Genomic DNA, 21,107 nt, shown 5'->3' on the forward strand with positions numbered 1-21,107 from the left:
AGGGTGTGTGGTGGAACCGTTGCCGGGGCGGTCGTCCGTCGGGCGCTACACTTGGCCGTCTGCCCCGGAGAGCCCCATGACCTCATCCAACCGCCCCCGTCGATGCCATGCCGGTTACCTGTGGCAGGGCGACGGCTGGACCCGCGACGGCATTTTCGGCATCGGCGCCGACGGCATGTTGCAGGCGGTGGAGGATGGCCCTGCCGAAACGTTGGGGACCTGGGTGCTGCCCGGCATGCCGAACCTGCATTCGCACGCCTTCCAGCGCGCGATGGCCGGCCTGGCCGAGCGGCGGGGCAGGGCGGATGACAGCTTCTGGAGCTGGCGCGAAACGATGTACGCCTTCGCCGCCTCGGTCGGTCCGGACGACCTGAAGGCGATTGCCGCGCAGCTCTACGTGGAGATGCTCAAGGCCGGCTACACCCAGGTCTGCGAGTTCCACTACCTGCACCACCGTCCCGATGGCACGCCCTACGCACCGCCCGAGGCGATGTCGCTGGCGCTGGTCGAGGCGGCGCGCGAGGCCGGCATCGCATTGACCCTGCTGCCGGTGCTGTACATGCGTGGCGGTTTCGACGGGCGCCCGCTGGGCGTGCGGCAGCGCCGCTTCGGCCACGAGGTCGAGGCCTACCTGCGCCTGCTCGAAACCTTGAGCGCGCAACAGGGCGCAGATCTGAAGGTGGGCATCGCGCTGCACTCGCTGCGCGCGGTACCGGAAGATGCGCTGCAGGCCGTGCTCGCCAGCGGCCTGGCGCAGTCCACGCCGATCCACATCCACATCGCCGAGCAGATCGGCGAAGTGCAGGACTGCCTGGCGATCCGCGGCGCGCGCCCGGTCGAATGGCTGCTCGACCACGCCCAGATCGACGCGCGCTGGTGCCTGGTGCATGCCACGCACCTGAACGATTCGGAGACCGCGCGCCTGGCGCGCAGCGGGGCGGTCGCCGGCCTGTGCCCGACCACCGAGGCCAACCTGGGCGACGGCCTGTTCCCGCTGGCCGATTACATGGACGCGGGCGGCAGGCTCGGCATCGGGTCGGACTCGCACATTTCGGTTTCGCCAGTGGAGGAATTGCGTTGGCTGGAATACGGCCAGCGCCTGGCTACGCGCCACCGCAACATCGCCGCGCGCCACGAAGGCGCGAGCGTTGGCCAGACGCTGTGGCGCGCCGCGCTGAAAGGTGGCGCGCAGGCCTCGGGGCTCGCGATCGGGGCGTTGCAGCCGGATCATCGCGCGGATTTGCTGGTGCTCGACGACGGCTCGCCGCTGCTGGCCGCGCGCGAGGAACCTGCGCTGCTGGACAGCTTCATCTTCGCCGGCAACACGCCACTGGTAAGGCACGTGATGAGCGGCGGGCGTTGGGTAGTGCGGGATTTCCAGCACCACGACGAGGCGCGTATCGCGCAGCGTTATCGTGAGACAGTACAGCGGCTCAGGCAAATCTCGCCGGGCTGAGCGCAGCGACAGGCGGGGAAGGGGGCGCCTCGCACCTCGGCGTTCGCTGAGCGGTGGCAGCGTTACAGGAAGCGGAAGCCTGCCAGCGCATCGTGCAGGTGTTGCCTGGCGTCATCCTGTCGGAAAGGCGGCGAGGCTGGCGGGTCATAGACCTCCGGCCGCGTGCCGGCAACCAGCAGGTCGATCGCGTAGCAACGACCATCGTGGACGGCCCGATGGGCCTCCACGTCGAGGTAGTGGCTCATCGCCGCGTCGGCGGTATGGAAGCGGGTGAATGGAACGCCGGCGAGGGTGACGTGCGAGACCCGTGCAGGCACGCCGCTGGTCGGTACGTCCAGGCAATGCATGCGGGCCGCCGCATCGTCGCCGACACCGATGCGCAGTTCCGCCGCCGTGACGGCGTTGGAGCCGTCCAGCACCAATGCCAGGACCGGTTTGCCGTGGGCATCTTCTCCTGCGAACGATTTCCACGCGGTGCTGCCCAGGTAACTGCGCCGGAAATGGTGGCGCACGTACATGCCGGGCGGTACCGCGATCGCAAAGCCGTGCGCGGAGTCGACGATTTCGGGCGCGGGTTGGTGGGCCGTGGAGGTCGGCGTCTGCGCGGTGCACGAGGCCAACCACGTCAGCAACAGCAGCAGTAGCCAGGTCGGCCTGGGCGTACCCGATGCCATGCACCTGGCTCGCTCTGCCCTTTGGGCAAAGGAGGAGGGTGAGGGGCGGGGCTCGCGGCGATCCATCATGGGTACGCGGGTGGTTGTGGGCTGGGGGCCAGCGTGCCACACAAGGGCTAAAGCCGATGTTGCATGGCTTCGCGCGAGCCCCGGCCGCTCATCCCGATCCTCTCCCCGGAGGAGCGGGGGAGTTCGCTTTCGCTCCGCATTCCAGCCCGGCCGTGGACGATCGAGGAAGCCGGGTGGCTTTGCGGCCATTCCGCAGAGGAGGACAATGGCGCTCCCCACCCGCCACGGCCCGCCAAGGGCAGCCGATGAATGACCACCCCGTGCCGGTCGCCGGCACCGCCGACGGATCGCTGATCCGACACGGCACTCCGCTGTTTCGCCAGGCCAACCTGGCCCTCTTCGCCGCCGGCATCGCGACCTTTGGACTGCTGTATTGCGTGCAGCCGCTGATGCCCGAATTCAGCAACGACTACGGCGTCAGCGCCGCAACCAGCGCGCTGTCCCTCTCGTTGACCACCGGCGTGCTGGCCTTTGCCATGCTGTTTGCCGGTGCGGTGTCTGACGCCTACGGGCGCAAGTCGGTCATGACCGTATCGCTGATCGCTTCGGCCCTGCTGGTGCTGCTCACCGCGATCGTGCCCGGCTGGACCGGTCTGCTGGTCCTGCGCACCCTGCTTGGCATCTCCTTGAGCGGCCTGCCTGCGGTAGCGATGACCTGGCTGAGCGAGGAGATGCACCCCGACTCGATCGGCCTGGGCATGGGCCTCTATATCAGCGGCAACGCCATCGGCGGCATGGGCGGGCGCCTGGTGACCGGCGTGCTGGCGGACTTCTTCGACTGGCGTGTGGGCGTCATGGTGGTGGCCGGCATCGGTCTGGCCTCCGGCCTGATGTTCTGGCGTCTGCTGCCGCCTTCGCACCACTTCGAGCGCCAGCCACTGCGCCCGCGCACGTTGGTGGCCCGCTTCGCCGGAGTGTTCCGCGACGCCGGCCTGCCGTGGATGTTTGTCGAGGGTTTCCTGCTGCTGGGCGCCTTCGTCACCGTCTACAACTACATCGGCTACCGGCTGCTCGCGCCGCCGTACAGCTTGAGCCAGGCGGTGGTCGGGCTGATCTTCAGCGTGTACCTGATCGGCACCTTCAGCTCGGCCTGGATGGGCCACCTGGCTGGCAGGCTCGGACGGCGGCGCGTGTTGTGGACGACCTTCGCGCTGATGCTGGCGGGCGTGGGGATGACCGTGTTCCGGCCGTTGGTGCTGGTGATCGCTGGCGTGGTGGCGGTGACGTTCGGCTTCTTCGGTGGGCACTCGATCGTGAGCAGCTGGGTCGGCCGGCGCGCCGGCAACGCCAAGGCGCAGGCGTCGTCGCTGTACCTGTTCGCGTACTACATGGGCTCCAGCCTGGCAGGCGCGGGCGGCGGCCTGTTCTACACGGCGCACGGCTGGAACGGCGTGGCCGCGTTCATCGGCGCGATGGTGCTGGCCGGGCTGCTGATCGCCTGGCGGCTGTACTTCCTGCGGCCGCTGCCCGGGCCGCCATCGCCGGGGACGGAGCCACCGTTGCCATGACCGTCACCCGGATGAAGATCGATTCCATCGACCACGTCGTACTCACCGTCGCGGACGTCGAGGCCACCTGCGCGTTCTATGCACGCGTGCTGGGCATGGACGTGGTGACCTTCGGCGCAGGTCGCCGCGCACTCGCTTTCGGCTCGCAGAAGATCAACCTGCACGCGGTGGGCGCGGAGCTGGAGCCGAAGGCGCCCAATGCGATGCCGGGCACCGGCGATCTGTGTCTGGTCACCGCCGTGCCGATGCCGCAGGTGCTCGCGCACCTGGCGGCATGTGGGGTGGATGTGCTGCAGGGGCCAGTGCCGCGCACCGGCGCGTGCGGTTCCATCCTGTCGGTGTATTTCCGCGACCCGGACGGCAACCTGGTCGAGGTGGGCAATTACGCAGAGGCCGGAGCATGAGCCCGGATCAGCGCACCCCGGGTTCGAGCATCGCCTTGACTGCGCCGTAGTCGCCATCGCTGGGCTGCGGCGGCAGGCCGAGCAGGTGCACCATCAGCGGATAGACGTCCACGTTGGGAAAGGGCGGCACGGTCGCGCCGTCACGGAAGGCGGGCCCGTGCGCCACGAACAGCGCCCGCATCTGCGGCGCCGCGTTGTCATAGCCGTGTTCGCCCACGCTGATGCGGCCCTTGTGCGAGGCCAGCCAGTCGGCCGTGGTGATGCGCCAGCCGACGTCGGCCAGGCATAGCAGCTGCGGCACGCGCGGGTTGTGGCCGTAAGCCAGGCGTGCCGGCACGCGGGTCTTGTCCCAGCACTGCATGTGCGGGTGCGGGCGTTCCATCCGCGCTTCGATCGCCGCAAAGTCGTGCCCGGGCTTGGGATTGAAGCCGGCCAGCACGCCCAGGCTCACCACCTGCACGTCGTCGAGGTCCAGCTGCTGCTCGATCAGCACGCTGTGGTCCAGCGGCACCGCGGCCATGCCGTGGTCGGCCAGCACGATCAGGTTGATGGCATCGAGCAGCCCGCGCTGCTTGAGGCCCTCGACCAGTCGTGCCATCGCCTGGTCGGTTTCGCGCAACGCCTGGTTCACCTCCGGCGAATCCGGCCCGTGCAGGTGGCCGGCGTGGTCGACGGCATCGAAGTACAGGGTGAGGAAACTCGGCCGCTGGGCGGATGGAAGATCCAGCCAGGCCAGCACCTGGTCGACCCGCTGCGCCGGCGTCACGTTGCCGTCGTAGGGTTGCCAGTGGTCAGGGTGGCGGCCATGGATATCGGCCTCGGTACCGGGCCAGAACATGGTCGCGGTACGCAGGCCGTAGCGGTCCGCGGTCTCCCACAGCGGCGTGCCCTCGGCCCACCAGCGCCCGTCGCTTACCGCCTTGCGGTTGTGCAGCGAGAACTTGCCCAGCTGCGCGTCGTACATCGTGTTGTTGACGATGCCGTGGTGGTCCGGGCGCAGACCGGTCACGATCGTGTAGTGGTTCGGGAACGTGAGCGAGGGGAAGGACGGCTGCATGGCACTGTGGATGCCATCGCGCGCGAGCATCGCCACCGTGGGCGTCAGGCCGCGGTCGAGGTAATCGGCACGGTAGCCGTCGATCGAAACCAGCAGCAGGGGCGTCGGTTTGTTATCGGCGGTGCGTGGCGAGGTGGCGCAACCGGCGCTGAATGCCAGCACCAGGCAGCACAAGAGGCGAAACAGGTTTTTCATAGGTGACTTCGTACGATGCAACGACTCCCCATCATCGCACCGCCTCCATGTCGTTCAAAACCCGCGCGCCGTTACGCTTTTGGCCCCTTGCCTTCGCGCTGGCGCTGCCTGGGGCAGCGTGCGCCTGGCAATCGCAACCGGCGGCGCCCCGCCCCGTGATCGTGGTGCAGCCACTTTCGAACGCGCGCTTCCAGCAGACCGTGCGGGAGAACCAGGTGCGCGACCAGCTGCAGAAGAACCGGGTCGAAGAACAACTGCGGCAGGGTCGCGCGGATGCCATGCGCCGGCCTTATACCGCCAGCACCATCCACGCCACGCGGCTGGACCAGGGAGACCAGGCACAGCGGGAGCTCTACCGCGCCCGCCAGCAGGATCTGCTGGACCGCTACCAGAGCGCCGTCGCGCCGCCGCTGGTGCGTTCGGGCAAGGCGCCGGCGTCCTCGCGCAGCACGGATTGACCCTGGCCGTTGCGCGGGCGTGGCACGCGCGCAACAGCGGAACTCAGTTCACCAGGCCGAACAGGTCTCCGCGCGCCACGCCTTCTTCATGGGCCAGCAGGAACCGCTTCGTCGGCAGGCCGCCGCCGAAGCCGGTGAGGCTACCGTTGGCGCCGATCACGCGATGGCACGGCAGCACGATGGGCAAGGGATTGCGACCGTTGGCGGCGCCTACCGCGCGCATCGCCTGCGGCTGGCCGATGCGTCGCGCCAGCTCGCCGTAGCTGATGGTCGCGCCGTAGGGAATGCGCGCCAGTTCCTGCCACACGGTCCGCTGGAACGGCGTGCCGTGCGGATGCAGCGGCAGGTCGAACACTTGCCGCGTGCCGGCGAAATATTGCTCCAGTTGCTCGCGGGCAAAGGCGAGCGCGAGTGGCGAGCGCTCCCAGGAAGGATCCGGTTCGCGCTGGTGGCGGCCGGTTTCGAACCACACCTCGCGCAGGCCCTGTTCGTCGGCGACGAGGCGAAGCTGGCCGATCGGGCTGGGCAGATTGTCGTACCAGACGGGGGTCAAGGGTCGTGCTCGTTCAGGGAGCGGTGGATGGAGCGGTGCTGAGCGTATCGCAGCGAAGTCGAAGGGCCCGGCATGCACACTCACGCGCGCTTCTTTGCGGGTGATACCTGATCCGCCACGCTGCGCCACAGATGCATGACCGCGTAGGCGCGCCAGGGCCGCCACGCCTCGGCCATCGTCGAGAGGGCGCGCGTGCTCAGTTCGCCACGATCGCCAGCTGCCGCACGACGCAGGATCAGGTCGGCCGCGGGGAAGGCATCCGGATGGCTCAACGCGCGCATCGCCATGTACTGGGCGGTCCATTGGCCAATGCCGGGCAGCGCAGTCCAGCTCGCCACGAACGCTTCCAGCGACTGCCCGGCGCGGAAATCCGCGCGACCGTCGAGCAGGGCGCGCGCGATGCCGCGGATGGTCTGCGCACGCGCAGTGATCACGCCCACCTCGCGCAGGTCGGCGTCGACCAGCCGTTCCGGCGTCGGGAATAACCGCGCCAGCCCAGGCAGCGCGGGCGCGGCCAACGGCTCGCCCCAGCGTTCGACAATACGGGCGGCGAGCGTGCGCGCCGCGGCCACGCTGACCTGCTGGCCCAGCACCGCGCGCACGGCGATCTCGAAACCGTCCCATCCACCGGGCAGGCGCAGGCCCGGCCGTCGGCGCAGCAGCGGCGCGAGCACGCCGCCGGCACCCAATGCCGCGCCGATCGCCTGGGGTGCGGCGTCCAGGTCGAACATGCGCCGCAGCCGGGTCACCACCGCCAGCATGCGGTCTGGCTGCGGACAATGCAGTTCCAGCCTGAGCGCATGCTCGCCGCCCGGCCACGCCGACAGTCGCAACCAGCCGGGTGCTTCGGTGGGGCCGAACACGCGTACGTAGGCATGCGCATCCACCTGCTCGATGCCGGGCAGGGCGCGCGTGCGTAGAAAGTCCAGCACGCCCTCGAAGTCGTAGGGCGGCCGATAACCCAGCCGCAGCACCAGCGCGCCGGCATCCAGCGCGCGGGGCTGACGACGAAGCTCGCTGGGTGCGATGCGATTGGCCTGCGCGAACGCCGCGTTGAAGCGGCGCAGGCTGCCGAAGCCGGCGGCCAGCGCTACTTCGGTGACCGGCAAGGCGGTCTCGGTCAGCAACTGCTTGGCGAACAGCAGCCGGCGTGTGGTATGCACGCTGAGCGGCGGTGCGCCCAGGTGTTCGACGAACAACCTGCGCAGTTGCCGGCCACCGACGCCTACGCGGGACGCCACCGCATCGAGCGATCCCTCCGACAACGCCCCCTCGTCGATGATCTCCAGCGCGCGCGCCACCACGTGTTCGCCACGACGCCAGGCCGGGTGGCCCGGTGCGAGCTCGGGCCGACAGCGCAGACAGGGACGGAAACCATCCGCTTCGGCCGCCGCCGCGTTGGCGTAATAGCGCACGTTCGACGGCTTGGGCGGCGGCGCGGGGCAAACCGGGCGGCAGTAGATGCGCGTGCTGGTGACCGCGGTGAAGAACAAACCGTCGAAGCGCGCATCGCGGCTCAGGCGTGCCTGTTCGCAGACGTGGTGGTCGGGAAGGCTGGCTTGCGGTGTGGACATGCGATGCAGGCTAGCACCGGCCTTGGCGCAACACTCGCCGCTTTCGGACATCTATGGATGACCTCAGCGAGACCGGTGCGTGCTAATCCAGCAGGAACGGCTTCAGCGTGCCCCAGGCGTTTTCCAGCATGCGCTCACCGGCGGCGGCCGTGGGGTGAACGCCATCGTCGAGCAGCAGCGACGGCTGGTCGGACACGCCCGCCATCAGCGAGGGAAGCAGCACGACGTGCTTTTCGCTGGCCACCTGCCGATAGACCGCGTTCAACCGCGCACCGCAATGATCGCGGTCCAGCTTGGGCGGAATCTCGAAACCGAGCACGGCCACCCGCGCACCGGCCTTCCTGGCCATATCGATCAGACGGGCAAGGTCCCGGTGCAGTTGCTCTTCGCTGGCGCCGAGGAAGGCATCGTTGCCGCCAAGCTCGAGGATGACCGCATCGGGACGATGCTTCGCCAGCAAGCCAGGCAGTTCCACGAGCGCGTCGGCCATCGACTTGCCGGCACGGCTGGCATTGATGACCGCCGGTGGCGTCGCACTGGCGAGCTTCAACCGTTCCTGCAGGCGGTGGACCCAGCCCGATTCGACCGGTATGCGATGGGCCGAGCTGAGACTGTCGCCCACCAGCAACACGGTTCGCGGCGGGGCCGCGGCCAGCGCCATGGACGCTGGCAGCAAGGCAACGAGAAGGGCGGCAAGCAGGATCCTGATCAGTCGCATGGGCATACCTCGGGCATGAGGGGGAGTGCGGCGGCCGGTTAGGCCTCCGGGGGAGAGTGGTGCGATGGAAGCGGGGCAGGCCCGCGCGGGTCAGCTTGCGGCTTGCCGCGGCCAGCGCCAGGCGTACCAGGCGATGCCCAATTGCAGCGCGATCTCGACGCAGCTCATGAACACGTAGAAGGCCCAGGCGCCCGGGAGCGTGGCGAGAATGATCGCGGTCAGCGCGATGCTGATCAGCAGGTTGAGCCAGCGCGCGAACGACGCCGGCAAGGCCAGCGACAGGAAAATCATCAACGCCGGTACGGCCACCAGCACGGACACGGCCACCAGCGAGCCCTGGCTCGTGGGGCCCAGCGGGCCGATGCCCTCGAGGATGTCCTTGAGGTTGCCGGGCCGGTACAGGCCCCAGAAGTCGCCGTAGATGTAACAGGACATGATGGCCGCCCACAGCGCGGACAGCTTGAATCTCACATGGACCTTGAGCTCTTCCAAACGGGTACGGGCCATCGGTTGCTCCGTGTCGATGGGTGGGCCTGACGGCCCGGTCGGGTGTGGCTCAGACGTGCCGGACAGCAGTGATGGGCGTCCTGGTGGGGGCGCCGGCCAGCAGCCACAGGCAGGTTCCCAGCTCGCCGACGGATGCCGGCAGCAGGATGTAATCGGCCAGGGCCGATGCCGCATACGAGGGCAGCAGGAGCGTGGCGAGGAAATCGACCAGGTAGCCCAGGCCTCCCAGGATCAGGAACATCCCCAGCAACCGGGGCAGCAAGCCGCATTTGCCCATCAGGTAGCCCAGCGGCAGCAGCCACGCGCCCCAGAAGACCTCGAGCATGAGCAGGCCTTGCCGGTAGGCATCCAGGTGCAACATCACCTGGCCCTGCAACTGCCGGGCGTCGAACACCTGGCGGTAGTCCGCGTTGCCCAGCAGCGACAAGACCTCCAGACGATGTCCCACGTTGGCGAGGGCGACCGGCACGCTCGCGGCGGCGAACGCGACCATCAGCGCCGCAGCCGTCCTGCCGGCACCGCCCAGCAGCCGATACAGCGCCAGCGGAAGCAGCAGGAACGCGGCCTGGCAGGCCAGCTCGGCAACGATGCCAAGCCGGAACAGCGTGTCCATCTGCAGGACCCGCGCGACCTTCGCGGCGGCGTCGCCATGCGTCGCCAACTGCGAGGGCACGTAGCCCAGGTAGAACATGCCAGTGACTACCGTGATCAGGTAGAGCAGCCCGGCGACCCGCGCGTTTCCTTTCATGCAGCCTCCATCGCCGCTGTGGTGCCGTTGGTACGGGCTGGTCAGGAGTCGTCGGCGCAGTCGGAGTCGTCGCCGTCGATGATCCCGGCGAACGGCTTGAATGCGGGCAGCGAGCTGGCGAGACGGTTCTGCGCGTCGCGGATCTGGCCGATGTCCAGGCAGATCTTGTTGGCCTCGTTGTCGACGCGTTGGGTCGCGGTGTCGAGCTTCGCGTCGGCCTGCTCGCTGTCGCTGCCGGTGACGTGCTCCGCCGCGTTCTTCAGCGATTGCACCGCCACTGCGGCGCCTGCCTTGCCGGTGGCCACGCCGTGTTCGCGGACGGCGCGTGCACCCTGGTAATACTGCTGGAGCAGCTGCCGCTGCGTGGCATCGACCGCCACGTCATGGCCGTCGATCACCAGGCGGCCGGTGGCATCGAGGAGAGCCTCGCTGCTGCCGATGCCGTGGAGCGTGACCTGGTCACCGAGGACCACGATGCCGCCGTTGGCGATCGTGGTGGTATCGAGCCCATTGCCGCAGCCGGCCAGAACCAGGCCGGCTGCGAGGGCGAGGGCGAAGCGGGTGTGATGAGAGAACATTCCTTGGCCTCCTGGAGAAACCGGTCAGTTTTCGTCGCGTCCGCAGTCGTCGACATCCTTCTGCGTCATGGTCGCGTAGGGGCGGAACTGCGGCATTGCTGCGGCCAGCTTCTGCTGCGAGGCCAGCAGGCCCGGCAGGTCGTGGCAGAGCTTCATGGCGACGACTTTGATCTGCTCGGCCTGCGGCTTGATGCTTGCCTCGATCTCCTTGTCGCTTTTCCCGGTGAGCGCGCCCCAGATCGCTTCCTTGGCGGCCCGGGTGCCCAGGTTGGCGCCGTGCTCGCCGATGTCCATGCCTGCCTCGGCAATGCCCACGACCTGCTGGCGGTAATCGAGCAGCAGGGCGTGCTGCTCCGGCGTGGCGTCGACCGTCTTGCCGGCGATCACCAGATCCCCTTGCGGCGTGATCGCCGCATGGGGGAGGGAATCGCGAGCATCCTGCTGTCCATGACCGACGTGGATGTTGCCGATGTCGATGTCCTTGGTCGCCAGCTCGCGCTTGGCCTGTTCGATCCCCTTGTGAATCTCGGCCGAGATCAACGATGGGGAGGTCTGTTGGTCGACCTCTTTCATGGCCTCGGTCACGTTGTCGCCAGTGTTCGAGCCGGAAGAGCCGCATCCGGCCAGGAGCAGAACCAGGGCAACGGCGCCGGGGGTGATCGTGCGGATCTTCATGGATCGTCCTTTGGTCGGATGTGGCATTCGGACTTGCAGTGCAGGTGCGGATTTCCTGCGATCAGCCTTCGTCGCGCCAGCGGCGGAACCAGATGGCCGCCGCGATAAGCGCCGCACCCGCCGCCACGCCGACCCAGAGATTGACCGAGCCGAGCAGGTGGTAGGTATTGCCCAGGTTCATGAAGTCGAGGTTGTTGTTGCCTGTGTGGATCAGGTCGTCACTGGCGATCAGGCTGGCACCGGGGAAGGCGCTGAACAGGGCGCGGGCCACGATGTTCTGCCAGAACCAGCCGGCGGACAGGTTGAACAGACCCATGATGCCGAACCAGGTGACCAGCAGGCCGGTGGCGACCGGCAGGGCGATGGCCCACAGGAACGGCTTGGTGCGGGCCCAGGCCGAGCACGCCATCAGCCAGCCGACCGAGGGCAGGGCCCACAGCAGGTACAGCGGGATGTGGCCGATCATGTTGAGCGTGACGCGGACCGGATGGGCGAGCATCAGCAACTGCCACACGTGGATGCCGTGGAAGGACAACGTCGTTGCCACGATCAACAGTTGCAGGATGCCTGCGGCGATGCCGGCCACGGTCGCAATCACCGGGGCCACGAGTGTGGCGCTGACGACCTTGGACAGCACGGTCTCGGTATCCGATAGCGGCAGCGACTTCCAGAACAGGATGCTGCGGTCGCGCCGTTCATCATGGATGGCGCCCAGGCAGTAGAAGAACACCACGAAGCCCAGCACCACGAAGATCAGCGCCATGGAAGAGTACATGGCCATGTCCAGCGCCATGCCCACCTGGCTCATGTCGCCCGCGTCCATCTGCGAGATGACGCTCTGCAGGTTGCCGCCGCCGAAATGTTGCTTCGCTGCCCCTAGCTCACCGATGTGGATGCCGTGGCGGGCGCCGATCACCTCGGCGGTGATGATGCCCATGATGTTGAGCAGCAGGAAGATGCCGCCGGTCACCAGCGGCGCCCACAGGAAGCCGCCGCGGTGTTCCCAGAACTCGCGCTTGACGAGCCAGTACAGTTGGTTGCCAGCAAGGGTTTTCATGCGTAGGTCCCTTTCATGGTGGCGACGAAGAGGTCGCTGACGGAAGGCCGGCGGATCTCGCCCAGAGCCTCCAGCGTCGGGCGGTCGGCGCCGTCGAACAGGAAGATGCTCTTGCCGAAGACCTGGCGTTCGTCGATCGGCTTGAGTGCGCGTGCGGCGGCGGCCTGGTCAGCGCTGACCATGACTTCGGCGAAGCGGTCGCCGACGGCGTCCATGTCGGTGTCCAGCACGATCTTGCCGTCGCGGATGAACATCAGGTCGGTAAGGATGTGCTCGATCTCTTCGACCTGGTGGGTGGTGACGATGATCGTCTTGTTCTCGTCGAAGTAGTCCTCCAGCAGGCTCTGGTAGAACTGCTTGCGGTAGAGGATGTCCAGGCCCAGCGTCGGCTCGTCCAGCACCAGCAGGCGGGCGTCGATGGCCATCACCAGAGCAAGGTGCAACTGCACGATCATGCCCTTGGACATCTGGCGCACGCGCTGGTCGGGGGTGAGCTTGGTGCGCTTGAGGAAGCCCTCGCACTTGGCGCGGTCGAAGCGCGGATGCACGTGGGCGACGAAATCGACCGCCTCGCGCACGCGGATCCAGCGCGGCAGCACCGCCACGTCGGCGATGAAGCAGACCTGTTCCATCAGCTTGTCGCGCTGGGTGCGCGGGTCGAAGCCCAGCACGTTCAGTTCGCCGTCGAAGGGCGTCAGGCCCAGGATGGCCTTGAGCGCGGTGGTCTTGCCGGCGCCGTTGGGGCCGATCAGGCCCACGATGCGGCCGGGCTGGATCTCGAAGTTCACACTGTCCAGTGCGGTCGCGTTCTTGTAGCGCTTGCTCAGGTTGCGAGCAGTAACGATGGCGCTCATGGCTTCGATTCCGTGGTGGCCGGCGCTTCGCGCATCAGCGTTTTGAGATCCAGCCCCAGGCGCTGCAGGCGCGCAAACAGGGCCGGCCATTCCTCGCGCAGGAAGCGCTCGCGTTCGGATTTCAACAAGGCCTCGCGGGCCCCATCAGTAACGAACATGCCCAGTCCTCTCCTTTTCTCGACCAGTTGATCGTCGACCAGCTCCTGGTACGCCTTCGAAACGGTCAGCGGATTGATCTGAAAATCCGCCGCCACCTGGCGTACCGACGGCAGCGGGTCGCCTTCGTTCAAGGCGCCATCCAGGATCATCGCCACCACGCGTTCGCGGAGCTGGCGGTAGATCGGGACGCTGTCGTTCCAGGTGATGGTCATACGTTATTCCTTGCTGGCACGGGCGATCTGGGTGCCGAACGAATAGTAGGGCATGGCCAACTGCGCCCCGAGCAGGGTGGCGCCCGCTTCGGCGCGCGTGCCCAGCGTCGGCGCCAGGGTGGCGCTGGTGATGTCCGAGCCTTCCAGCAGTGCGGCGGCGCGCAGGTCGCTGGCGGTCGGGCTGACCTCGACCGGGGCCAGGTTGACCACCCGGACGCCGTTGATTTCGGAAACCGGCGCGGTGCGCACCGGGGTATTGAGGGCAACCAGGCCCGTCGCGGTAAACAGCGTGGCGGCGGCCAGGGCGATCAGGTTCTGCGCTTTCATGGCGGGTCTCCTTAGTGACCTCGTGGACCGGTGTTGTAGTGAACTATAACACCATCCTCGAAAGCGTCAACAGGCAACAGGCCATGACTGATGGCCTATGCCGAAATTCATTGCTTGTCAGTGTGTTAGAGGCTCCTTACGGGCCGGGTCGCCCCCAGCGTGGGGTGGGCTTCAGCCCACCAGCCCCTTCCGCCGCGCACGCCGAAGGTGGGCTGAAGCCCACCCTGCGGTTCACTTCTCGGCCGAATACACCTGCTTGCCGCCGACCCAGGTGCCTAGCACCTGAGTCTTCCAGAGGTCCTGCAGGTTGATGCTGAAGATGTCCCGGTCGACCAGGATGAAGTCGGCGTACTTGCCCGGCTCCAGCGTGCCCTGCGTCTTCTCCGCGTGGCCGGCGTAGGCCGCGCTCAGGGTGAACGCGCGAAGCGCCTCGACCAGGCTCAGTTTCTGGTCGGGGTACCAGCCGCCGGGTGGCTGGTTCTGGTGGTTCTGCCGGGTCACCGCCGCATGCAGGCCGAAGAACGGGTTGGGCGACTCGACAGGGAAGTCCGAGCCGAAGGCGACCACCGTGCCCTGCTTGAGGAGACGCCGCCACGCGTAGGCGCCCTCGATGCGATCGTGGCCCACGCGGTCCTCGGCCATGTTCATGTCGGAGGTGGCGTGCGTGGGCTGCATCGAGGCGATGAGGTTCAACGGCACGAAGCGCGGGATGTCTTCGAGCGAAACGATCTGCGCGTGCTCCACGCGATTGCGGAAGGCTTTGGCGTCGGGATGGACCTTGTAGGCGGCGGCGAAGCTGTCCAGCACCTCGCGGTTGGCCGCATCGCCGATCGCGTGGATGTTGACCTGGTAACCCTTGGCGAACGCCTTCTCGATCTTCGACTGCATCGTGCCCGGGCTCATGAAGAGCAGCCCATGGTTGTGCGGGTCGTCGGAGTAGGGCGAGAGCATGGCCGCACCACGGCTGCCCAGCGCGCCGTCGGCGAACAGCTTGACCGAGTGCACCGTGAGGTAGCCATTCCCGTAGCCGTCCAGCGGCGTGCCGGCGGTGATCGTGTCGAAGGCGTCGCCGGTGTCGCGGATCATCGCGTAGATGCGCGCGGTGAGCTTGTGCTCGTCGGCGTAGCGCTTGTAGAGGCGGTAGTTGGGCAGGTCGATGCCGGCGTCGTCCACGCCCGTCAGGCCCACGCGGGCCATCTCCGCCAGCGCGGTGTCGAGCGCGATGGCACGCTCCTTGTCGGTGGGCTCGGGCACGACCGCACCGACCAGCGCCGTGGCGCCGTCGACGAACACGCCAGTGGGGTTGCCCTGGGCGTCGCGCTCGATGCGTCCGCCAGGCGGATCCCTGGTGTCGCGAGTGATGCCGGCGAGCTTCATCGCCGCGGTGTTCGCCCAGGCGGCGTGGCCATCGACGCGGCTCAGCCACACGGGCCGGTCCGATACCACGGCGTCCAGTTCTTTGGCGGTCGGGAAGCGGCCGAGCTTCCAGATCACCTGGTTCCAGCCGCCGCCGATGATCCAGCGCGCATCCGGGTGGGCCTTGGCGTATTCCCTGACGCGGGAAAGCGCTTCGTCGAGCGACTGCGTACCGGTCAGGTCGGCCTGGGTGAGCGCGTAGCCCAGCTCCAGCACGTGGCCGTGCGCGTCGATCAGGCCCGGCAGCAGGGTCTTGCCGTGGCCGTCGACCACCTTGGCGTCACCCGCGCGGTTGGCAAGCGTGTCGTCGGCACCGGTAGCGACGACCTTGCCGTCGTCCACCAGCAGGGCGTCGAAGCGCTGCAGCTTGCCTTGGCTGTCCAGGGTGTAGCCGTTGATGTTGTGCACGTACAGATCGGCGGCCTGCAGCGCCGGCGCGGTGGCCAGCAGGGCGAGCAGGGAAAGACGCAGGGTGCGGTTCATGCGCGCGGATTCCTGTGCGGGAAAGCCGCAGTGTGTCGGGGTGGGACGGGTTTTTCCACTTGCCGAAACGCGAAAGCCCCTCTCCCGGCGGGAGAGGGGCTGGGGAGACCTGGCGGGCACCCTCTGCCGGAGACAGAGGAGAGGGTCACGCCGCCTTGGGCAGGAGCGTCCCGATGGCCTCCTTGGCCGCCGTCAGCGCCTGTTCCTTGTGCTCCGCACTGACCGCTACGCCTTCGGCGCGCACGAATTCCACGTTGGTGATGCCCAGGAAACCGAGCACCGCGCGCAGGTAGTTTTCCTGGAAATCCATCGCCGCGCCGCCGGTGCCTTCGCCGTAGAACCCGCCGCGGCTGGAGGCCACGATCACCCGCTTGCCGCCAGCCAGGCCCTCGGGGCCGTTGGCGGTGTAGCGGAAGGTCTTGCCGGCCACCGCGATGCGGTCGATCCACGCCTTGAGCGTGCTGGGAATGCCGAAGTTGTACATGGGCGCGCCAATCACGATGACATCGGCGGCGAGGAACTCGTCCATCACCTCGTTGCCCAGCAGCGCGGCCGGCTCGCTGGCATCGGCGACTGGCGTCCAGTGCGGCAGCGGCTGTGCCGCCAGGTCGCGATAGTGGATGGAGGCGTCGGGGCGATCGCGCCTGACCTGAGCCACGATGTCCGCGGTGAGGCCACGCGAGACCGAATGCTGGCCCAGGGCGCTCGAATCGATGTGCAGCAGTTTCATGGCGTAACTCCAGTCGAGGGCCGGCGTGCCGGCGATGGAGTAACGATACTTTCGCAACAATGGCCTGATAAGTCGGCTAATATCGAACTTATCGTTTCTCAAAGGAAACAGACGGCATGACCCTCGACGGCACGCTGCAGGACCTCAACGACCTCTATTTCTTCGCCATGGTGGTCGAGCACAACGGCTTTTCCGCCGCCGGGCGGGCGCTGGGTATTCCCAAATCGCGCCTGAGCAAGCGGGTGTCGCAACTGGAGGAGCGCCTGGGCGTGCGCCTGCTGCAGCGGACCACCCGTCGTTTCGTGGTCACCGAAGTGGGCGAGCGCTTCTACGCCCATTGCCGCGCGGTGCTGGAAGAGGCCCGGGCGGCGCAGGAGGCGGTCGACGAATTGCGGGCCGAGCCGCGCGGCGTGGTGCGGCTGAGCTGTCCCGTGTCGCTGGCGCAGACGGTGGTGGCGCACGTGCTGCCGGACTTCCTGGCGCAGTACCCGAAAGTGCAGGTGCGCGTGCTTTCCAGCAACCGGCGCGTGGACGTGGTGGGTGAGGGCTACGACATCGCCATCCGTGTGCGCAGCAAGCTCGATAGCGACGCCAACCTGGTGATGCGCACGTTCGGCCTCTCGCGCGTGCTGGCGGTGGCCAGCCCTGCGTTGCTCGATCGCGTGGGCCGGCCCACGGCGCCGGCGGGGCTGTCCGCGTTGCCTGCGCTGACCATGCTGGAACACGAAGGCGCGCAGGTGTGGGAACTGATCGACGCGCACGGCGAACGTGTCTCGGTGGAGATGAGCGCGCGGCTGGTCACTGGCGAGTTCGCCTTGCTGCTGGAAGCGGCGCGTCGAGGCCTGGGTGTGGCGTTGCTGCCCGAGTTCGTCTGCGCCCCGGCGGTCACGCGTGGCGAGCTCGAGGTCGTACTGCCGGACTGGAGTGCGCCGGAAGGGACGATGCACTTCGTCTACCCCAGCCGCCGCGGCATGCTGCCTGGCGTGCGGGCGCTGGTCGACTTTCTCGCCGAGCGCCTGCCCGAGGCGACCCGCCAGAAGCACGAGCAGTGCCGCCAGCGCCCGCTGGAACCGCTCGACCGGCCGCGCACATGAGCCGTGCTAGGCTTGCCGTTTGGCCTTCCAGACATCCGCGCGCATGAACATCGATACCAAGCTGCCCAAGGTCGGAACCACCATCTTCAGCGTGATGAGCCAACTGGCGCTCGATCACCAGGCGGTGAACCTCGGCCAGGGTTTCCCGGATTTCGAGCCGCCGCAACCGCTGCGTGAGGCGCTCACCCGCGCGATGGCCGAAGGCAAGAACCAGTACGCCCCCGGCATCGGCACGGCGGCGCTGCGCGAGCAGATCGCGATCAAGACCCAGCGCCTGTACGGGCGTCGCGTGGATTCGGCCACCGAGATCACGGTGACATCCGGTGCGACCGAAGCGCTGTTCGCGGCGATCGCGGCGACCGTGCGCGCCGGCGAGGAAGTGATCGTGTTCGACCCGGCCTACGATTCCTACGAGCCGGCCATCGAACTGCAGGGCGCGCGCGCGGTGCACATACCGCTGACCGTGCCCAGCTTCGCCATCGACTGGCAGCGCGTGCGCGACGCGATCACGCCGAAGACGCGGATGATCCTGATCAACAGCCCGCACAATCCTTCCGGCGCGGTGCTGTCGGCGGACGACCTGGAGACGCTCGCGGAGATCACCCGCGACACGAACATCGTCGTGCTGTCGGACGAGGTCTACGAGCACATCGTGTATGACGGCGCGCGGCACGAGAGCGTGTTGCGGCATCCGGAACTCGCCGCGCGCAGCATCGTGGTGTCGAGCTTCGGCAAAACCTACCACTGCACCGGCTGGAAGGTCGGCTACGCGGTAGCACCGGCGGCGCTGTCCGCCGAGTTCCGCAAGGTGCACCAGTATCTGACCTTCTGCACCTTCCACCCGGCGCAGGTCGCGTTTGCCGAGATCATGGCGAACGACCCCGCGCATTACCTGGAACTGCCGGACTTCTACCAGGCCAAGCGCGACCGCTTCCGCGCGCTGCTGGCGCCCTCGCGCTTCAAGCTGCTGGACGTGCCGGGCGGCTATTTCCAGCTGGTGGACTATTCGGCCATCCGCGACGAGGACGACCTTGCGTTCGCGCGCTGGCTGGTGGAGCAGGGTGGCGTGGCTGGCATCCCGTTGACGCCGTTCTACGAGAAGCCGCCGGGCACGCGCCTGCTGCGCCTGTGCTTCGCCAAGAGCGATGCCACCATGACTGCCGCCGCGGAGCGTCTATGCCGTCTGTGAGTCTGCAGCCGCTGATCGTCAGCCTGGTACAGGGCGCCACGCGCTGGCACGATGCGCCGGCCAATCGCGAGTACTACGGTGCCCTGGTGCGCCAGGCGCGGGGCAGCGACCTGGTCGTGCTGCCGGAGACGTTTTTGTCCGGCTTCAGCAACGACACCCGCGCCAGCGCGGGCACCATGGACGGCGAGGGCGTGGCCTGGCTGCGCGAGCTGGCGCGCGAGGTAAACGCGGTGATCTGCGGCAGTCTTGCCATCATCGAAGACGGCACGGTCTACAACCGTCTGTTCTGGATGCGTCCGGACGGTAGCCATGCGCAGTACGACAAGCGCCACCTGTTCCGCATGGCGGGCGAACACACCCGCTACGGCGGCGGTCGCGAGCGGCTGGTGGTGGAACTGAAGGGTTGGCGCATCCTGCCGCAAGTCTGCTACGACCTGCGCTTCCCCGTGTGGCTGCGCAACCGCCGGCTGGAGAGCGCGGCCGGCGGCATGGACTACGACCTGGCGCTGTTCGTCGCCAACTGGCCGGCGCCGCGCCGGCAGCCCTGGCGCACGCTGCTGCGCGCGCGGGCGATTGAGAACCTGGCCTGCGTGGTGGGCGTCAATCGCGTGGGCGTGGACGGCAACGATCTGCCGTACGCGGGCGACAGCGCGGTGATCGACCCGATCGGCGAAACCATGATCGAGCTTGGCGCGCAGGAGCAGGTTGCCACCGTGCGCCTGGATCCAACGCCGCTGCTGGCACATCGCGAACGGTTCCCCGCCTGGATGGATGCCGACGAGTTCACGCTCGGGCCGATGTGACCGAGCCGCTCGCGGGTGCGGAGAGCGCCTGCTTTCGTTCCACTGGATGCGTGCCGTCTTCGGATTACGCTTCCGGCAACGTAGGCGTCGCTTTCCCGTCGCATAGGCGAATTCTGATTTTCAGGCGAGCCGCGTCCCGCCACTGACAGGGTCGGTATCCCGCCTTGGCGAGGGCGATGCCTGCGCCTTTTCCTTTTTGCCCGGCAAAACAAGGCTTTTTCCCGGCTTCCCCATGGAACGCCCAGCAATCGCTGGGCCGTTGACCGGTGCTCTGCCCTCGCGTCTCCCCCGATTGACCCGTCGCCATTTACACGTAGCCTTGACGCCGCTCCCGAGGCTTTCCGCGTTAGGCGGACTACCCACGACACGGGGCATCCTGGCAAGCGGAAGGGCTCCGGAACAGGGACCGGCTGCCGGCTTCACCGACTCGCACACTCGCCCGATCCGCCCTTGCCGGCGGCGCGACCGCGTGCGCAGAAAACGGGAATTCGTGCCGCTTTACCGCTCACCTGCAGCGCAACCCCCTCCCCTCGGGCGGCTTGCGCTGCGACTACCTGCAAACGGAATGGAATCGCGATGAGAACTGAATCGATGAAGCGTGGCGTCCTCGCACTGGGCATCGGCACGACCATGCTCCTCAGTGGTTGCGCCAGCCTGGCCGCCACCAAGAAGGACCCGATCGGCGGATCGGCCGCAGGTTCGACCAGCGCCAATGCCACCAAGACGCTGGAGCATTGCAACAAGCCGCTCGGCACGCTGGCGGTCGAGGAGGACACCAACCAGGACTGGTTCGCCATCCTGACCACCCAGTACCACCTGCCGGCCACCACGCCGCTGATTCGCCTGATGATCCAGCAGAGCAACTGTTTTGTGGTGGTGGACCGCGGCCGCGCGATGAGCTCGCTGATGCAGGAGCGCGGGCTGGCCGACTCGGGCGAGTTGCGGGGCCGCAGCAACATGGGCAAGGGCCAGATGGTAGCGGCCGACTACGTGGTCACGCCCACCATCCAGTTCGCCGAGAACACCGGAGGTGGCGGCGCCGCACTCGCCGGCGTCCTGCCTTACGGGGCGCTCATCGGAGCCATTGCCGGCTCCATCAAGCATCGCGAGGCTTCGACCACGCTGATGCTTACGGACGTGCGCTCGGGCGTGCAGGTTGCCGTGGCACAGGGGAGCGCCAGCAAGAACGACTTCGGCTTCGGCGGGCTGGGCATCGGCGGCTCCGCCGGCGGGGGCGTGGGTGGATACAGCAAGACGCCACAGGGCCGGCTCATTGCCAGCGCGTTCCTGGATTCCTACAACCAGATGGTGCGTGCCGTGCGCCACTACGCGCCGCAGAAGGTGGCCGGCGGTCTGGGTACCGGGGGCAGCCTGGGTGTCGATGGCGCATCGCGCCCGCAGGCCGAAGGCTTCTCGCTGGCCGACGCCCAGCGACGGCTTGCGGGCCTGGGTCTCTATACGAGCAAGGTCGACGGCTTGCCGGGGCCGGGTACTACCAGGGCCATCAGTCGCTTCCAGCAGATTCGCGGTCTGACGGTGACCGGCCAGCTCGACGACGCGACGGCCGAGGCGCTGAGGAACTGACGCTCCCGCGTGGGATGTGGCATCA

23 protein-coding genes are annotated in these 21,107 nt (G+C 67.7%); 8 read left to right on the plus strand and 15 right to left on the minus strand.

Annotated elements, in window-relative coordinates:
* The first annotated feature begins 76 nt into the window (after positions 1-76).
* Positions 77-1,456 (plus strand): formimidoylglutamate deiminase, encoded by a 1,380-nt coding sequence (locus ACFWZ3_RS04895; RefSeq protein WP_439706666.1) that lies wholly within the window; start codon positions 77-79, stop codon positions 1,454-1,456.
* A gap of 62 nt (positions 1,457-1,518) precedes the next feature.
* On the opposite strand, the gene ACFWZ3_RS04900 is transcribed toward ACFWZ3_RS04895, so the two are convergent.
* The gene (locus ACFWZ3_RS04900) at positions 1,519-2,130 is read right to left on the minus strand and encodes a hypothetical protein (RefSeq protein ID WP_439706667.1); all 612 of its coding nucleotides are present in this window, start codon (positions 2,128-2,130) and stop codon (positions 1,519-1,521) included.
* Positions 2,131-2,444: 314 nt separating this feature from the next.
* On the opposite strand from ACFWZ3_RS04900, the gene ACFWZ3_RS04905 reads away from it, so the two are divergent.
* Both ACFWZ3_RS04905 and ACFWZ3_RS04910 read left to right on the plus strand, forming a co-directional pair.
* Positions 2,445-3,707 carry an MFS transporter gene (locus ACFWZ3_RS04905; RefSeq protein WP_439706668.1) on the plus strand — a complete coding sequence of 421 codons (1,263 nt, stop codon included), beginning with the start codon at positions 2,445-2,447 and terminating at the stop codon, positions 3,705-3,707.
* A gap of 11 nt (positions 3,708-3,718) precedes the next feature.
* The gene (locus tag ACFWZ3_RS04910) at positions 3,719-4,111 is read left to right on the plus strand and encodes a VOC family protein (RefSeq protein ID WP_439706868.1); all 393 of its coding nucleotides are present in this window, start codon (positions 3,719-3,721) and stop codon (positions 4,109-4,111) included.
* Positions 4,112-4,118: 7 nt separating this feature from the next.
* On the opposite strand, the gene ACFWZ3_RS04915 is transcribed toward ACFWZ3_RS04910, so the two are convergent.
* Positions 4,119-5,363, minus strand: a complete 1,245-nt coding sequence (locus ACFWZ3_RS04915; RefSeq protein WP_439706669.1) for an ectonucleotide pyrophosphatase/phosphodiesterase — start codon at positions 5,361-5,363, stop codon at positions 4,119-4,121.
* A 164-nt stretch (positions 5,364-5,527) separates the two neighbouring features.
* Between ACFWZ3_RS04915 and ACFWZ3_RS04920 the strand changes: the two genes are divergently transcribed.
* Positions 5,528-5,821, plus strand: coding sequence for a hypothetical protein (locus tag ACFWZ3_RS04920; protein WP_439706670.1), 294 nt, complete (start codon positions 5,528-5,530; stop codon positions 5,819-5,821).
* Positions 5,822-5,864: 43 nt separating this feature from the next.
* On the opposite strand, the gene ACFWZ3_RS04925 is transcribed toward ACFWZ3_RS04920, so the two are convergent.
* From ACFWZ3_RS04925 to ACFWZ3_RS04985, 13 genes are all read right to left on the minus strand, one after another.
* A complete protein-coding gene (locus ACFWZ3_RS04925) occupies positions 5,865-6,374 on the minus strand; it encodes a methylated-DNA--[protein]-cysteine S-methyltransferase (RefSeq protein ID WP_439706671.1) in 510 nt (169 codons plus the stop codon).
* Between the two features lie 80 nt (positions 6,375-6,454).
* Positions 6,455-7,948 carry an AlkA N-terminal domain-containing protein gene (locus tag ACFWZ3_RS04930; RefSeq protein ID WP_439706672.1) on the minus strand — a complete coding sequence of 498 codons (1,494 nt, stop codon included), beginning with the start codon at positions 7,946-7,948 and terminating at the stop codon, positions 6,455-6,457.
* An 82-nt stretch (positions 7,949-8,030) separates the two neighbouring features.
* Positions 8,031-8,666 (minus strand): GDSL-type esterase/lipase family protein, encoded by a 636-nt coding sequence (locus ACFWZ3_RS04935; RefSeq protein ID WP_439706673.1) that lies wholly within the window; start codon positions 8,664-8,666, stop codon positions 8,031-8,033.
* Between the two features lie 90 nt (positions 8,667-8,756).
* Positions 8,757-9,173 carry a DUF6326 family protein gene (locus tag ACFWZ3_RS04940; protein ID WP_439706674.1) on the minus strand — a complete coding sequence of 139 codons (417 nt, stop codon included), beginning with the start codon at positions 9,171-9,173 and terminating at the stop codon, positions 8,757-8,759.
* 49 nt (positions 9,174-9,222) lie between these two features.
* Positions 9,223-9,921, minus strand: a complete 699-nt coding sequence (locus tag ACFWZ3_RS04945) for a DUF4386 domain-containing protein (RefSeq protein WP_439706675.1) — start codon at positions 9,919-9,921, stop codon at positions 9,223-9,225.
* 41 nt (positions 9,922-9,962) lie between these two features.
* The gene (locus tag ACFWZ3_RS04950) at positions 9,963-10,499 is read right to left on the minus strand and encodes a DUF2884 family protein (RefSeq protein ID WP_439706676.1); all 537 of its coding nucleotides are present in this window, start codon (positions 10,497-10,499) and stop codon (positions 9,963-9,965) included.
* Positions 10,500-10,523: 24 nt separating this feature from the next.
* The gene (locus ACFWZ3_RS04955) at positions 10,524-11,174 is read right to left on the minus strand and encodes a hypothetical protein (RefSeq protein WP_439706677.1); all 651 of its coding nucleotides are present in this window, start codon (positions 11,172-11,174) and stop codon (positions 10,524-10,526) included.
* 61 nt (positions 11,175-11,235) lie between these two features.
* Positions 11,236-12,231, minus strand: coding sequence for a hypothetical protein (locus ACFWZ3_RS04960; RefSeq protein WP_439706678.1), 996 nt, complete (start codon positions 12,229-12,231; stop codon positions 11,236-11,238).
* Positions 12,228-13,085, minus strand: coding sequence for an ABC transporter ATP-binding protein (locus ACFWZ3_RS04965; RefSeq protein ID WP_439706679.1), 858 nt, complete (start codon positions 13,083-13,085; stop codon positions 12,228-12,230). The genes ACFWZ3_RS04960 and ACFWZ3_RS04965 overlap by 4 nt, the downstream gene beginning before the upstream one ends.
* Positions 13,082-13,456 carry a GntR family transcriptional regulator gene (locus tag ACFWZ3_RS04970; protein ID WP_439706680.1) on the minus strand — a complete coding sequence of 125 codons (375 nt, stop codon included), beginning with the start codon at positions 13,454-13,456 and terminating at the stop codon, positions 13,082-13,084. Before ACFWZ3_RS04970 ends, ACFWZ3_RS04965 begins: the two co-directional genes overlap by 4 nt.
* A 3-nt stretch (positions 13,457-13,459) precedes the next feature.
* The gene (locus ACFWZ3_RS04975) at positions 13,460-13,783 is read right to left on the minus strand and encodes a hypothetical protein (protein WP_439706681.1); all 324 of its coding nucleotides are present in this window, start codon (positions 13,781-13,783) and stop codon (positions 13,460-13,462) included.
* A gap of 231 nt (positions 13,784-14,014) precedes the next feature.
* Positions 14,015-15,682, minus strand: coding sequence for an amidohydrolase (locus ACFWZ3_RS04980; RefSeq protein ID WP_439706682.1), 1,668 nt, complete (start codon positions 15,680-15,682; stop codon positions 14,015-14,017).
* A gap of 145 nt (positions 15,683-15,827) precedes the next feature.
* Positions 15,828-16,412 carry an FMN-dependent NADH-azoreductase gene (locus ACFWZ3_RS04985; protein ID WP_439706683.1) on the minus strand — a complete coding sequence of 195 codons (585 nt, stop codon included), beginning with the start codon at positions 16,410-16,412 and terminating at the stop codon, positions 15,828-15,830.
* Positions 16,413-16,528: 116 nt separating this feature from the next.
* On the opposite strand from ACFWZ3_RS04985, the gene ACFWZ3_RS04990 reads away from it, so the two are divergent.
* The 4 genes from ACFWZ3_RS04990 (at position 16,529) to ACFWZ3_RS05005 (ending at position 21,082) form a co-directional block, all read left to right on the plus strand.
* On the plus strand, positions 16,529-17,506 hold the full coding sequence (locus ACFWZ3_RS04990) for a LysR substrate-binding domain-containing protein (protein WP_439706684.1): 978 nt from the start codon (positions 16,529-16,531) through the stop codon (positions 17,504-17,506).
* Positions 17,507-17,549: 43 nt separating this feature from the next.
* Positions 17,550-18,695 carry a pyridoxal phosphate-dependent aminotransferase gene (locus ACFWZ3_RS04995; protein ID WP_439706685.1) on the plus strand — a complete coding sequence of 382 codons (1,146 nt, stop codon included), beginning with the start codon at positions 17,550-17,552 and terminating at the stop codon, positions 18,693-18,695.
* Positions 18,683-19,498, plus strand: coding sequence for an amidohydrolase (locus ACFWZ3_RS05000; protein ID WP_439706686.1), 816 nt, complete (start codon positions 18,683-18,685; stop codon positions 19,496-19,498). Before ACFWZ3_RS04995 ends, ACFWZ3_RS05000 begins: the two co-directional genes overlap by 13 nt.
* A 576-nt stretch (positions 19,499-20,074) precedes the next feature.
* Positions 20,075-21,082, plus strand: a complete 1,008-nt coding sequence (locus ACFWZ3_RS05005) for a peptidoglycan-binding protein (RefSeq protein WP_439706687.1) — start codon at positions 20,075-20,077, stop codon at positions 21,080-21,082.
* Positions 21,083-21,107: the final 25 nt, after the last annotated feature.

Source organism: Frateuria sp. GZRR35 (assembly GCF_051900415.1).
Taxonomy (GTDB): domain Bacteria; phylum Pseudomonadota; class Gammaproteobacteria; order Xanthomonadales; family Rhodanobacteraceae; genus Frateuria_A.